The sequence below is a fragment of the Pseudomonas sp. P129 genome (genome assembly GCF_020312195.1).
Classification (GTDB): Bacteria; Pseudomonadota; Gammaproteobacteria; order Pseudomonadales; family Pseudomonadaceae; genus Aquipseudomonas; species Aquipseudomonas fragariae.
On sequence record NZ_JAGPYS010000002.1, the window covers coordinates 281,062 to 297,352 of the forward strand.

Annotated in this window: 1 protein-coding gene; it reads right to left on the reverse strand. The window is 62.4% G+C overall.

Annotated features, from left to right (window positions below; translation table 11 throughout):
* Nucleotides 1-31 precede the first annotated feature (31 nt).
* Complete coding sequence (gene sypA / locus KBY02_RS06785; RefSeq protein ID WP_225650067.1) at nucleotides 32-16,171, reverse strand: syringopeptin non-ribosomal peptide synthetase SypA; 16,140 nt, start codon at nucleotides 16,169-16,171, stop codon at nucleotides 32-34.
* Nucleotides 16,172-16,291 lie beyond the last annotated feature (120 nt).

The following is a 16,291-nucleotide window of genomic DNA, read 5'->3' on the forward strand; positions in this document are numbered from 1 at the left end:
TCTTTCAGTATTGCCAGCAGTTCGATCATGCTCACAGAACAATCTCCATTCTTTCCGTCGTTGCCGCGTATTCCAAAAGGGTCGGGTGCTCGAAGAGCGACTTGACTTCGGCTTCCAGGCCTTCCTGGCGCATGCGTTCCATCAGGCTCACCGCGAGCAGCGAGTGGCCGCCCAGTTCGAAAAAGTGGTCATGTCGTCCAACCTGCGAGACGCCCAGCAATGCTTGCCAGATCTCGGCGATCAGTATTTCTCTCTCGCCTTGCGGAGCTTCATAGCCACGGCTGATCAAAGCGCCCTCGCCCGGCGCAGGTAACGCCTTGCGGTCGAGCTTGCCGTTGGGCGTGAGGGGCAATGCGTCGAGACGCACATAAGCCACCGGGACCATGTAGGCCGGCAACTGCCCCAGCAGCCAGCCGCGCAGGCTGTCGATGGCCGGTTCCGTTTGTGCGGACTGAGCCGTGTAATAGGCCACCAGGCGTTTGTCGCCGGGGACGTCTTCACGGGCGGTGACTATCGCGTCCTGCACTGCAGGATGCTTGGCCAGACAGGCGTCGATCTCGCCCAGCTCGATACGGAAGCCACGGATCTTCACCTGATCATCGTTACGGCCCAGGTATTGGATATTGCCGTCCGGCAAGTAGCGACCCAGGTCGCCGGTGCGGTACATGCGTGCTGCTGGCTGCGGGCTGAAGGGGTCCTTGAGGAAGCGTTCGGCGGTCAGGTCATCGCGATTCCGGTAACCCCGTGCCACGCCCGCGCCGCCGATATAGATCTCACCCGCAACACCCCGTGGAACAGGTTGTTGCTGTTCGTCCAGCAAGTAGAACCGGGTATTGCCCACCGGTTTGCCGATGTGCGCAGCGAAGCCGTCTTCGCGATCCATCGCCACCCAGCTCGAGTAGGTAGTGGTTTCCGATGGGCCATAGAGATTGCACAGGCGCTGCACGCCGGTTTGCTCGAACAGCACCTCGACCAGACTGCGTTTGAGCGCTTCACCGGCCACGTTGACGGTGTGGACTGACTTCGGCAGGCCGTCCGTCTCCAGCAACGCCTTCAGCGCCGAAGGCACAGTGTTGATCAGCCTTATATCGTCATCCAGATGCTGGAGTTCCAGAACGTTCCTGACGACCTCGATGCTGCCGCCTGAAGTCAGCGGCGCAAAGCATTCGTAGACCGCGAGGTCGAAGTTCAGCGAGGTAGAGAACAGCGTTTTTTCCAGCGCCGAGTTGTTTGTACCAGCGTCGAAAGCTGCGTGCGCCCAGGTCAGGAAGTTCACGGTATTGCGGTGCTCGATCATCACACCCTTCGGCAAGCCGGTGGAGCCCGAGGTGTAGATCAGGTAGGCCAGATGCGCCGAAGTCAGCCCCGGCACCCGCGGATTCTGGACGGATTCGTCCTGCCAATCGCTCAGGTCAAGATTGATGACAGGTACCGAAACGTCGGCCAGCAAGCCCTGAGTAGCGGTTTGAGCCAGCACGGCTGCCGGAGCGCTGTCCTGCAACATGTAGGCAATACGTTCCGCTGGATAAGCCGGGTCGAGCGGCACGTAACCGCCGCCCGCCTTGAGAATCGCCAGCAAACCGACGACCATTTCCGCGCCGCGTTCAACACAGATTCCGACTCTGGAATCCGGCTGAACACCCTGCTTGATTAACGCATGGGCCAGGCGGTTGGCCTGCTCGTTGAGCGCGCGATACGTCAGGCGCTGTTTGCCGTGGACTACTGCCAGCGCTTCCGGCGTGCGCTCGGCCTGTGCTTCGAACAAGCCATGAATGGTCTGTTCGTGCGGGTAATCCAGCTCGGTATCGTTGAACCGCACCAGCAACTGCTCGCGCTCGGCAGCCGGCAGGATCGGCAGGCTGTCGAGGGCAGTGTCCGGCGACTGTTCCAGCGCAACAAGCAGGTTTTCCAGCGCGGTCTGCATGTACCCGCAAACCCGCCCGGCACCGACCTTGCCGGTTACCAGCACTGACAACCGGAAACCATCGCCCAGGTCATCGACGTTCAAGGTCAGCGGGTAGTTGGTGCGTTCCTCGCCACTGCGCACCTCGATACCGCGCCAGGCCTCAATCGACTCGTCGCAGGGCTCTGCCACGGCACTGTGACGGTAGTTGAGCAGCGAACTGAACAGTGGCAATGGCGCCGCCACGCCGCTGCAACGCTGCGCGAGCACCAACGGCGCGTGTTCGTGGCCGAGCAACGCGGTGAGCCGGGCATGGGTCGCCCGCACCCCGTCCCGTGCACCCTGCCCGGCCAGATCGACGCGCAGCGGCAAGGTATTGATGAACATCCCCAACGTCCGGTCGGCGCCTTCGCCACTCTGCATGCGGCCCATCAGCACAGTACCGAATATCACTGTTTGCCTGCCCGATACCTTGCTCAACACCTGAGCCCACGCCAGATGCACCAGGCTCGCGGCACTTACTCCCAACTGGCGGGCCTGGGCACGCAGGCGCAGATTGAGCGGAGCGTCCAGTGTCAGGCTGCTGTCTTCGATATCGCGGCCGTCGCCCTGCACATCCAGCAGGCCGAACGGCAGCGTCGGTTCGTCTATGTCCCCCAGCAGTTCGCGGAAGAACGCTTCATGGGCCTCGCGGCTCACGCCCAGGCGAGCCTGGGCCACATAATTGCGATACGGAATGGCGGCGTCGAGTTGGTCAGCCTGGCCGAGCAAGTGTGCCTGCATGTCATGCAGCACAACCTCCATCGCCGTATGGTCGAGGACCATGTGATGGAACAGCAGGATTGCCACCCAGCGCTGGTTGGGCGAATCTTCGGCGAAGACCACACGCAGCAGCGGTGCCTGGCTCATGTCCAGCCGCGAATGGCGAGGGTCGAAGCGCTGTTGCAACTGATTGATGACCGCGCCGTCGGCCGGGTCGAGTTCGATCTGCTCCAGATGCAGGCGAGCCTGCCGCCAGACGACCTGCATCGGTGTTTCCAGACCTTGCCACAGCACTGCGGTACGCAAGATGTCGTGACGGTCGATCACACTTTGCAAGGCGTCGACAAAGGCGTTCAAACGCTGACGATCAGCGATCTCGAAGAGCGTCTGCAGAACGTACGGGTCGCCTTGTTCGGCAGCCAGATGGTGGTAGAGAATCCCCTCCTGCAACGGTGCCAGCGGGTAGATGTCTTTCACATTACTGACGCCACCCGGCACGCTGGCGACAATACGGTCGATAGCGACCTGATCGAGATCGGCCAGTGGCAGCATCTGCGCAGTGATGCGCGTGCAATCGTCCGGGATGGCATTTTCCGGGACTGTTATTTCACTTCCGCCACCCACCGCTGCAGCCAGCGCTGCCAGGGTTGGCTGGCCGAACAGCACGCGAACGTCAGCGCTCAAGCCGGCCTGGCGCATGCGTTCGATGAGGCTGACGGCCAGCAGCGAGTGCCCGCCCAGTTCAAAGAAATGGTCATGTCGACCGACCTGCCCGACCTTGAGCACCTCGGCCCAGATGGTCGCCAGCAGGTTTTCCACCTCGCCTTGCGGCGCTTCGTAGCCACGGCTGACCAATGCCTGTGCATCGGGTACAGGCAGCACTTTGCGGTCCAGCTTGCCGTTGGCTGTCAGTGGCAGCGCATCGAGGCGCACATAAGCTGCGGGCACCATGTAGTCCGGCAAGCGGGCTTGAAGATGACTGCGCAGGGTTTCGATTTCCAGCGTTTGCTGTGGCTCACGCAGGGTGAAATAGGCGACCAGGCGCTTTTCTCCTGTGTCCTGCCGCGCCAGCAACACGGCTTCGTGTACCGCAGGGTGCGTGGCCAGAACGGCCTCGATTTCACTCAGTTCAATACGGAAGCCGCGAATTTTCACCTGACCGTCGTTACGGCCCAGGTATTCCAGATTGCCGTCGGCCCTCCAGCGTCCCAGGTCGCCGGTGCGGTACATCAGCGCACCGTCATGCCCGCTGAATGGATCGGCGACGAACTGTGTGGCGCTCAATTCATCACGGTTCAAATAGCCCTTGGCCACGCCCTGCCCGCCTATGTACAGCTCGCCGGGCACGCCCACCGCCACCGGTTGACGCAAGGCATCGAGTACATAAACCTGGCTGTTGGCAATCGGCCGGCCGATCGGAATGCCACCGTGGTCTGCCGCAGTGATCTCGTAGGTCGTGGAAAAGGTCGTGGCTTCGGTCGGGCCGTAGCCGTTGAGCAGATGTTGCGGCGCGCCCTGTGCCAGGACTCTGGCGATGACCGCCGGGTCCAGCACATCGCCGCCCACAATCAGGTAGCGCAAGCCCGCAAAGACCTCCATCAGGCCGTCGGCATATTGATGAAACAGGCCGGCGGTGAGCCACAGCACGCTGACCGACTGCGCCAGCAACAGCGCCCGGAATGCCTCCTGCGAGAGTAATACCGACTGCTCGACCACGATCACGCAGCCGCCGTTGAGCAGCGGTGCCCAGACATCCAGTGTGCTGGCGTCGAAGGCCGGATTGGAGGCGAAAGCCACGCGATCCTGCCCATTGAAGTCCGCGTAGCCGTTGTCGATTACCAGACGACTGATGGCACGGTGCGGTACCAGCACCCCCTTGGGCGTGCCGGTCGAGCCGGAGGTATACATGATGTAGGCCACAGAATCGGCGCAGGCCTCTGGATTCGGGTTGTCTGCCGGCACCGTGCTCGCTGGCCGGGTGTCCAGGTCCAGACGCTGCGTGCCCGGATCCAGGGTTTCAGTGCTGTAGGTCAGCACCAGCACCGCCTGGCTGTCTTGCACCATGAAGGTCTGACGCTCCTGCGGGGCATTGATGTCCAGCGGTACGTAGATAGCCGCACACTTGAGCACAGCAAGCTGGCTGAGCACCAGGTCGATGGAGCGTGGCAACAGCAGCGCGACGCTGTGCCCCGGCTGCACGCCCAGCTCCAGCAGTTTTGCCGCCAGACGGTTGGCCTGAAGGTTCAGCTCGTGGTAACTCAGAGTCGTCGCATCATGCGCTACTGCCGTGGCTTCAGGCGTGCGCTCAGCCTGAGCCTCGAATAGCGCGTGCACGGTCATCTGCCGTGGTGAATCGGTAGCCGTGGCGTTGAAGTCGACCAGTACCTTCTGACGCTCCGCCGCTGGCAGGATGGTCAGGCTGTTCAGCGGCGCCGCAGGCGTTTGCTCCAGAGCCTGAACTAGTTGCTCAATCGCCGCCTGCATGTAATCGCACAGCCGCTGCGCACCGATATCGGCAGTGATCAGCACCGACAACCGGAAGCCATCGCCTGTATCGTCGACATTCAAGGTCAGCGGGTAATTGGTGTTGTCCTTGGCGTTGAAGGTCTCGATCCCTTGCCAGGCGGCTTCGTACTGCGCCGTCATCCTGGTCTGCGCCATGTGCCGATAGTTGAGCAGCGCGCTGAACAGGGGTGCCGGTGCAGCGACACCGCTGCAGCGTTGGGCAAGCACCAGCGGCGCATGTTCATGGCCCAGCAAGGCGGTCAGTTGCTCGTGAGTTGCTTTTAATCCCTCGACCACCGTTGCTGCGCCGACATCGACGCGCAGCGGCAAGGTGTTGATAAACATGCCCAGGGCACGGTCGGCGCCATCACCGGCCTGCATACGGCCCAACAATACCGTACCGAACACCACCTGCTCGCGGGCTGAGACACTGCCCAGCACCCGCGCCCAGGCCAGGTGCATCAGGCTCGCGGCGCTGACGCCCGCCTGCCTGGCCTGAGCCCGCAGACGCTGGTTCAGTTCTGTGGTCAGGGTCACACAGGCCTCTTCGATGTCGCGGCCGCCGTCCTGAACATCCTGTAACCCGAATGGCAGCGTCGGTTCGTCGATATCGCCGAGCATGTCGCGGAAAAACGCTTCGTGTCGGGCATCGCTGACACCCAAGCGGGCCTGGGCAACATAATTGCGATACGGCACTGGCTCGCCCAAGACTGCGCTCTGGCCAAGCAGGTGCGCTTGAACTTCATGCAGCACCACCTGCAGCGAGGTGGCGTCGTTGACCATGTGGTGAAACAGCAGCATTGCCAGCCAGCGGTCGTTGAGCGGGTCGTGGCTGAAGACAATTTGCATCAGTGGCGCCTGACGCACATCGAGGCGGTAATGCCGAGGATCGAAGCGCTGGTGCAATTGCTCATCGACCGGGCCGTCCGCCGGGTCGAGGAACAGCTCGGTGACTTGCAGTTCGGCCCTGCGCAGCACCACCTGCACCGGTTCGTCGAGACCTTCCCACAGCACGGCGGTGCGCAGGATATCGTGGCGATTGATCACGCCTTGCAGAGCGCCGCTGAAATCGTCCAGTCGCGCCCGGTCACATAACCCGAACAACGCTTTCAAGGTGTAGGGGTCACCCTCTTCGGCACTGATGTGGTGATAGAGAATCCCGGCCTGCAAAGGCGCCAGTGGATAAATATCCTGCACGTTCGCCATGCCGCCCGGCACGCTGGCAGCCACCAGGTCGATCTGCGCCTGGGTCAGACTGATCAGCGGCAGCAAGTCCGGGGTGATGTGTTCGCAGCGTTCGGGAATCAGGTTGGCCGGCACTACAACTTCCGTTCCGCCGCCGACCGCCGCTGCCAGCGCCGCCAGAGTAGGCTGGCTGAACAGCACGCGGACATCGGCTCTCAGGCCGATCTGACGCATGCGCTCGATCAGCGTCACCGCGAGCAGCGAGTGGCCGCCCAATTCGAAGAAATGATCATGACGCCCTACCTGCTCGACCTGGAGCACGTCGGCCCAGATCGACGCCAGCAGAGTCTCGACTTCACCTTGAGGGGCTTCATAGCCCCGGCTGATCAGCGACTGCGCATCCGGCACTGGCAGCGCCTTGCGATCGAGCTTGCCGTTGGCGGTCAGCGGCAGCGCATCGAGCTGCACGTAGGCCGCCGGCACCATATAGTCCGGTAACAAGCCATGCAGATGGTTGCGCAGGTGTTCGATGTCCAGCGCAGTTTCAGCCTGCTGCGCTGTGACATAAGCCACCAGACGCTTGTCGCCGGGCACATCCTGACGGCACAGCACCACGGCTTCGCGAACATCGACGTGTTCGGCCAGGCGCGCTTCGATTTCACCCAGTTCAACGCGGAAACCACGAATTTTGACCTGATCGTCGTTGCGACCCAGGTACTCCAGATTGCCGTCGGCACGCCAGCGCACCAGGTCGCCGGTGCGGTACAAGCGAGCCTGTGGGTCGCTGTCGAACGGGTCAGCTAAAAATTTCTCAAGGGTCAGCTCATCCCGGTGCAAATAACCCCTGGCGACACCCTGCCCGCCGATATACAGCTCGCCGGCCACGCCCAACGGCGCCGGCTGGCCTTGGCTGTCGAGCACATACAGGCGAGTGTTGCCCACCGGTTTGCCTATAGGGATCGAGCCATTGTCGACCGAGGTAATTTCGTAAGTCGCGGAGAACGTCGTGGCTTCTGTCGGACCATAACCGTTGAGCAGATGTTGCGGCGCATTGTTCGCCAGCACCCGAGCAATCACTGCCGGGTCCAGCACATCGCCGCCGACAATCAGGTAGCGCAGCCGCGAAAAAGCCTCGCCCAGACCCGTGGCGTATTGATGGAACAATCCGGCGGTCATCCACAGTACGCTTACCGATTGTTCCAGCAGCAGGCGCTGGAAATTCAGTGGCGAGAGCAAATCGTGCTGCCCGATCACCACCACACAGCCACCATTGAGCAGTGGCGCCCAGACGTCCAGGGTGCTGGCGTCAAAGGCCGGATTGGAGGCGAACGCCACACGATCCTGAGCGTTGAAATCGGCATAACCGTTGTTGATCACCAAACGGCTGATGGCCCGATGCGGCACCAGCACACCTTTCGGAACACCCGTCGAACCAGAGGTGTACATGATGTAGGCGACACTTTCGCTGGACTGCGGTAATGTCAGATCAGTGTCTTTCAGACCGTCCAGGGTCAGGCCGTCGAGATCGATACGCTGAGTGCTGGCTGTCAGCGACATCCGGCTGAGGGTCAGCAGGACATGCGCCTGGCTGTCCTCGATCATGAACGTCTGTCGCTCTACAGGCGCGTTGACGTCCAGCGGCACGTACACCGCCGCGCACTTGAGCACTGCCAGCTGACTGGCGAGCAAATCATGGCTGCGTTCCAGCAGGATCGCCACGCTGTCACCCGGCTGCACACCGAGCCCCAGCAGATGCCGCGCCAGGCGGTTGGCTCTGTTGTTGAGTTCGGCGTAGCTCACGGCAACGCCGTCGTGGATCGCCGCGCAAGCTTCTGGGTGCGCACGCACCTGAGCTTCGAACAGGCCATGCACGGTCTGTTGCTGCGGGTAATCCCGCGCGGTGTCGTTGAACGCCACCAGCAGTTGCCGGCGTTCTGTTTCCGGCACCACCGACAGGTCACGCACGGCTGAGTCCGGCGCGGATTCAAGGGCCTCGACCAGATGGCTCAAGGCGGTCTGCATATAACCGCAGATCCGCTGGCCATCGAATCCGGCAGCCACCTGTACGCTCAACAGGAAACCGTCGCCCTGATCGTCCACCGACAGGGTCAACGGGTAGTTGGTCCTTTCGCGTACGCCGAGCACCTGGGTATCCGCCCAACGCTCGCCACCGCTGGCTTCGCGTGCCGGGCTGTGGCGGTAGTTGAGTAGCGCGCTGAACAGCGGCGAGGCTGCGGCCACCGCGCTGCAACGTTGAGCCAACACCAACGGCGCATGTTCGTGGCCGAGCAATGCGGTCAATCGGGCGTGGGTCTGACGCACGGCCTGACGCACGGCGCAGTTACCGACATCGACCCGCAGCGGCAAGGTGTTGATGAACATCCCCAGGGCGCGGTCAGCACCCAGGCCGCTTTGCATACGTCCCAGCAACACAGTGCCGAAGACCACGTCTTCCCGTCCGCTGGCGCTGCCCAGCACTCGCGCCCAGGCCAGGTGATGCAGGCTGGCTGCACTCACCCCCAGTTGCCGCGCCTGAGTACGCAGACGCTGACACAGATCAGCCGGAAGAGCGTGGCGAACCTCCTTGATACCCTGCCCGTCACCTTGCACTTCAAGCAGGCCGAATGGCAGGGTCGGTTCATCGACATCACCGAGCATCTCGCGGAAAAACGCCTCGTGTTGCTTGCGACTCACGCCCAGACGAGCCTGACCCACGTAGTTCCGGTAAGGCATCGCCGCCGGCAGTTGTGCTGCGGTGCCTTGCAAGTGGGCGAGCATTTCTACGCTCATCACGTCCAGCGCGGTGTGGTCAAGGGCAATGTGGTGGAACAGCAGGATTGCCACCCAGCGCTGGTTCTCCGAGTCCTCGGCAAAGGCCAGGTGAATCAGCGGGGCCTGATTGAGATCGAGGCGGTACTCGCGTGGATCAAAACGGCGTTGCAACTGAGCGACGATATCGCCGCCGTCCTGGGCCAGGGTGATCTGCTCCATCGACAGTTCGACCCGGCGCAGAGCCACTTGCAGCGGTTGTTCCAGACCCTCCCAGACCAGCGCCGTGCGCAGGATGTCATGGCGATCGATCATCGCCTGCAAGCCTTCGGCAAAGCGCCGTACGTGTGCCGGGTCGCGCAGGGCGAAGGTCGCTTGCAGCAGATACGGGTCGCCCTGTTCAGCCGCGATATGGTGATAAAGAATGCCTTCCTGCAACGGTGCAAGTGGGTAGATGTCCTGCACGTTCGCCGCGCCACCGGGAATGTCGGCGACAATGCGCTCGATACTTGCCTGGTCCAGCGCGGTGAGGGTCAGCATGTCCGGGGTGATGTGCCTGCAGCCCTCGGGAATGCCATTGGCGGGCACTTCGATCTCGATGCCGCCGCCCACCGCCGCCGCCAGTGCAGCAAGGGTGGGCTGGCCGAACAGGACGCGAACGTCGGCACTCAGGCCAACCTGGCGCATGCGCTCGATCAGCTTCACCGCCAGCAGCGAATGACCGCCCAGCTCGAAGAAATGGTCCTGCCGACCGACCCGCTCCACACTCAGCACTTCGCACCAGAGCGCAGCCAGCGTGGTTTCGGTGTCGCCGAGCGGCGCCTGATAGTCGCGACTGACGAAGGCATCGGCCGACGGCTGCGGCAACGCACGACGATCCAGCTTGCCATTGGGCGACACCGGCAGTTTTTCCAGGTGCACATAGGCTGCCGGGATCATGTAATCAGGCAGCAGTGCCTGTAAATGCAGGCGCAACGGGTCGGCCTCGGGCACAACCTGACCGGCCTGCACGCTGAAGTACGCCACCAGGCGCTTTTCACCGGGAAGGTCTTCGCGGGCCAGCACCGCTGCATCGCGCAAGCCAGGATATTGACCGAGGCGTGCCTCGATTTCCCCCAGCTCGATACGAAAGCCACGGATTTTGATCTGGTCGTCATTACGGCCCAGGTAGACGATCCTGCCGTCCGCCTGCCAGCAACCCAGGTCGCCGGTCTTGTACAGACGTGTGCGTGGGTTGCCGGCATCGCTGGCAGCAAACGGATCAGCGATAAAGCGTTCAGCGGTCAGGTCATTGCGGTTCAGGTAGCCACGGGCGACACACGCGCCGCCGATGTACAGTTCACCCGCAACGCCCACCGGCACCGGACGCATGTGTTCGTCGAGCAGGTAGATGCGGGTGTTGGCCACCGGCTGTCCAATGCTCGGCAAGGTTGGCCAGGTCTGTGGGTCGCCATCCAGGGTCAGCGCCGTGACCACATGCGACTCGGTCGGACCGTAGTGGTTATGCAGGCGAGCGTCGTTCAGACGGGCGAAGAACTGGCGCATCGGTTCGGTGATTCGCAGTTGTTCACCCGCAGTGATCACGTCCTGCAACAGGCACTCAGGCTGTTCGGGTTCGGTGACCACGGCCTCGGCCAACGCCTGCAGGGCAATGCACGGCATGTACAGGCGTTCGATACGTTGCTCGCAGATATGCTCGAACAGGCGGCGGAAATTCAGTCGGGTATCAGCGTGGATCAGCGACAGCTCGCCACCTGCGCACAAGGTGCTGAAGATTTCCTGAAAGGCCACATCAAAACCCAGTGCTGCGAACTGCAAGGTGCGCTGCCTGGGGCGCGAGTCCTCGACACTCTGAGCGATCTGCCACTGCATCAGGTTGACCAGCGGCGCATGGGGCATGGCCACGCCTTTGGGCTGACCGGTAGAGCCCGAGGTGTAGATCAGGTACGCCAGGTGCTGTGCGCCAAGCCCCGCGGGATGCGGATTGGTCACCGGCGCGCGGTCGATACCGTTCTCGGCGCGGGCGTCGGCTTCCAGCAGCAGCACCGGCATGGCGACCTGCGCAAAGCGCTCGCGCAAACCACGTTGGGTCAGCAGCATTTTCGGTGCGCTGTCCTCGAGCATATAGGCCAGGCGTTCTTCAGGGTAGGAAGGGTCAAGTGGCACGTAGCCTGCGCCGGCCTTGAGAATGCCCACCAGGCCGGCGATCATTTCCAGACTGCGTTCCACACAGATCGCTACGCGGTCATCAGCGCCAACGCCTGCAGCGATCAACCGATGGGCAATCTGGTTGGCCCACTGATTGAGCTCGGCGTAACTCAGGCGCTGGTCTTCGTAGGTGACCGCCACCGAATCCGGTTGCGCAGCCGCCTGGGCCTCGAACAGTTGGTGCAGCAGAAGGTCTTGCGGGTAGTCGCGATCGAACGCGTTGAAGTCCTCCAGCAATTGACGACGCTCGTGCGCGGGCAACCAGTCGAGGCTGTGCAAGGGAGCATCGTGTCGGCTGTCCAGCGCGTCGGCCAGTTGCTCCAGTACGGTGTGCATGTAACCGCAGATGCGCCGGGCATCGATTCCGGCCACCGCCTGAACGGTCAGGCCGAAGGAATCGCCGAGGTCGTCCACTGATAGCGACAATGGGTAGTTGGTGCGCTCTTCACCGCCGAGTACCTCGACACCGGCCCAGGTTCTGGTCTGCCCCGCCTGTTGAGGTGTCTGGGCGCCGACCGCGACATGGCGGTAGTTCATCAGCGCACTGAATAAAGGTGTCGGTGCTGCCACGCCGCTGCATCCCTGGGCCAGGGACAACGGTGCATGCTCATGACTGACCAACGCCGCCAACCGTGCGTGGGTGGTGCGCACAGCGGCCTCAACGCCCTGCTCTCCGGCAGCGACGCGCAATGGCAAGGTATTGATAAACATGCCCAAGGCCCGCTCGGCGCCTTGACCACTGAGCAGGCGGCCCATCAGCACGGTACCGAAGACCACATCCTGACGCCCTGACAGGCGCCCGACCACCTGCGCCCACGCAAGGTGATGCAGGCTGGCATTGCTGACGCCGAGGCGCCGGGCATGGGCGCGCAGGCGTCCGGCCAGCTCCGGGTCAACCGGCAACAGGGCTTCTTCCACTCCGCTGCCGTCGCCTTGCACGTCTTGCAGGCCGAACGGCAGGGTCGGCTCGTCAACATCGGCGAGCATGTCGCGGAAAAACGCTTCGTGCTCCTCGCGGCTCATGCTCAATCGCGCCTGAGCCACATGATTGCGATACGGTACCGACGCTGGCAGACGGTTGCCGCGTCCTTGTCTGAACGCCTCGATCTCTGCGCCCAGCAGGGCCAGCGAGGTGGCGTCATCGATCAGGTGATGGAACAGCAACACCGCCACCCAGCTTTGGTTGACGGGATCTTCGGCGTAATGCAGGCGCATCATCGGTGCCTGATGCAGGTCCATGCGTATCCGTCGTGGATCGAACTGTGCCTGCAACTGGGCCGCGACATCACCCTGGTCCGGGTGCGGCAAAAACGCCTCGACCCGCAGCCGTGCCTGACGCCAGACCACCTGCACTGGCTCGTCGAGCTCTTCCCAGGCTACCGCCGTGCGCAGAATGTCGTGACGGTCAATGACTTGCTGCAAGGCCTCCGTGAAGTCCAGCAACTGCTCGAAGCCATTGAACCGCAACAACGCCTGCAACAGGTACGGATCACCCTCCCCACTGGACAGATGGTGGTAGAGGATGCCCTCCTGCAACGGCACCAGCCCATAGATATCCTGCACGTTGCTCACCCCGCCCGGCACTGCGGCGACCACACGGTCGATTTGTGCCTGGGTGAGCCGGGCCAGGGGCAGCATGTTCGGCGTTATACGCTGGCAATCGGCGGGAATCCTGCTGGCTGGCACCTGCACGTCTGTGGTCTTGCCGCTGGCGGCCGCCAACGAGGCCAGGGTCGGCTGGCCGAACAGTACGCGCACGTCGGCATTCAGACCGATGTCGCGCATGCGCTCGATCAGTTTTACCGCCAGCATCGAATGCCCACCCAGTTCGAAGAACTGGTCATGTCGGCCTACCTGCTCGACGCCCAGCAGCTCTACCCACAATGTGGCCAGCCTGGTTTCCACCAGGCCCTCCGGCGCCTCATATTGACTCCGGGCAAAGGCCTCGGCAGTTGGCACCGGCAGTGCCTTGCGGTCGAGCTTGCCGTTGGCGGTCAGCGGGAAAGCCTCCAGGCTGACAAAAGCGCTCGGCAGCATGTGCTCGGCCAGCGATAGACGCAGCTGTTCACGCAACCAGGTAGCGTCCGGTTCCTGCCCGGCGGTGCCGATGACATAGGCCACCAGACGCCGGTCGCCCGGTTCGTCTTCACGTACCACAACCACGGCATCACGCACGCCTTCGCAGGCACTCAATCGGGCTTCGATCTCGCCCAGCTCGATACGGAAACCGCGAATCTTGACCTGTTCGTCGTTGCGCCCCAGGTATTCCAGGCTGCCGTCCGGCAACCAGCGACCCAGATCGCCAGAGCGGTACATCCGCGCACCGGGCGCCGAGGCAAACGGATCGTCGAGAAAGCGCGTCGTGTTCAATTCATCGCGATTGAGGTAGCCACGCGCCACACCTGCCCCGCCGACGTACAACTCGCCGACTGCACCCGGTGGCAGCGGATGGCCATAGGCATCCAGAAGGTACAGCTGAAGGTCAGGAATGCGTTTGCCGATCGGGCTGGCGCCAACGCGCTGGGCGTCTTCGGGCTGCAACGGGTAATAAGTCACATGCACCGTGGTTTCGGTGATGCCGTACATGTTAACCAGTTGTGTTGAGGCGTTGACTTTACGGGCGTACCACGGCTTGAGCATCGCTGTTTCCAGCGCTTCACCGCCGAAAATCACCTGGCGCAGCGAATGCACCTGCTCTTTGTCGCCCTGGGCCGCAATCAGCTGGCGGAACGCACTCGGCGTCTGGTTGAGCACCGTGACCCCGGCGCTGCACAGCAGGTTATAGAAGTCTTCGGGCGAGCGACTGACCAGTTGCGGGACGATCAACAGGCGCCCGCCGTGCAGCAGCGCGCCCCAGATTTCCCAGACCGAGAAGTCGAAGGCAAACGAATGGAACAGCGCCCAGACATCCTGTTCATTGAAGCCGAACCACTCTTCGGTGGCCGAAAACAGCCGTGCAACATTACGATGCTCGACCATCACGCCCTTGGGCAGGCCGGTGGAACCGGAGGTATAGATCACGTAGGCAAGGTCGCTGGGCCTGACCGATACCTGCGGATTGCAGGCGCGCTCGTCCTGCAAGTCGACATCATCGAGATAGATCAGCGGCACATCCGACGCCGGCAATGCCGGCTGTACTGACTGCTGGCTCAACAATGCTACCGGCGCACTGTCGCCGAGGGTGTAGGCCAGACGCTCAAGCGGGTAAGCCGGGTCCAGAGGCACGTAACCGGCGCCGGATTTGAGGATGCCCAGCAGGCCGATAATCATTGCCGGGCCGCGTTCGACGCAGATGGCCACGCGATCGTCAGGGCGTACCCCCAAGGCCAAAAGACGATGGGCAACCTGATTGGCACGCGCGTTGAGCTCGCCGTAGCTCAGGGTCTGCTCTTCGAACACCAGTGCAGCGGCGTCCGGGCGTTCTGCGGCGCGAGCTTCAAACTGCTGGTGAATCGTCAGGTCATTGGCAAAATGTGGCTGACCGGCATTCCACGTCTGCATCTTGAAAGTGTCGGTCATGCCGGTCAGCGAGAAGCCATGCACAGGCAGGTGCGGGTTCGCCAGCCCCTGCTCAATGACGTGCTGCAAGCGTTCGGCAAGGGGGGCGATTTCGTCGTGCTGAAAATATGCCTCGTTGTAGATGTAGTGCAGTCGCGATTCAGCCTCGTAAGCGTTGGTGCGCAAATGGATGGCCAGCGGCGTCTGTTCGTGATTGTTCGAAGATTTGACGGCGTGGGCGGTTGCCTGGCCGAAGCGCAGCAGGTGATTGTTGCGCTCATAGGAGAACGTCAGATCGAACAGTTGCGTGCGCTCGGCACGGCGTAATTCAAGCAAACGGTTGAGTTCGCTGACCGGAAAGCGCTGGCTGCGGTAATCCTGCTTGACCGCCCGGCAGATGCCCTGGACCAGCTCGGCGAACGGCAGGTCGACACTGAATTTCAGACGCACTGAGCTGAGCTGGGTAAAGAGCCCGAGGGTCTTTTTGTAGCTGGCATTGGGGCGATTGAGGATCGGCAAGCCGATAACCAGTTCGTCACGCTGATAGGCGCGGGTGAAGTACACGTACAGCACGGCCAGCAAAACATGGAACGACGAGGCGTTCAGGCTCAGGGCCAGGTCGTCGATCTGCTGTTCCAGGTCACGGGCCAGACCGTAGCTGAGGTGGCCGCTGCGGCTTGGTGCTTCGTTCTGAATCTGAGCCGGACGCGGGCGTGGCACCAGCAAGGGCTCGGGGATGTCGCGGTACTTGTCCAGCCAATAGGTTTGATCGAGGGCAAAACGTCGCGATCCGCGATACTGGCTGTCGTCCTTGATGAAGTCGACATAGGACGGTGCCGTCAGATCGGGTGTGTGCTGATCGTGCAGCGCGTTGTAAAGCTCACTGAGCGACGCGCAGAGCCCGTCGATGCCCCAGCCGTCGAGTGCAATGTGGTGGGCGTAAATCATGCAGTAGAAGCGCTGTGCTTCGAGCTTGAGCAAATGTATACGGAACAGCGGTTCGCCATCGAGACGGAACGCACGCTCAAGCTGACGCTGCATCCAGCATTCGGCAGCCTGAAACGGATCGTCCTGCCCTTGCAGGTCAATCGGTGTGACCGGCATCGGCATGCTCGTGGCGAAGGCCTGCAACGGCACGCCCTCCTCGTCACGCTGGTCGAGCAGGACCATGCGCAGGGCGTCGTGTTTTGCAATCAACAGGTCCACGGCTCGCTGGAACAGTTCGTAATCGAGGGCGCCGTCGATCTCCAGATGGCCGCCGATGTTGTATAACGGCGAGTCGCCCTGGGTCATCTGATCCAGCCAGATATTGCGTTGGGCAGCGGTCAGGGCAAGTGCCATACATTTCTTCTCGCAAAGGGGCGGCCTCGCCGCGCGCAAAAGGCGGCGGCAGCCGGTAGTCAGGTCGTGGCCAGGGAGCAACCGGCTTCATGCCGTGTCGTGAAGGATCGTCCCTGGAAA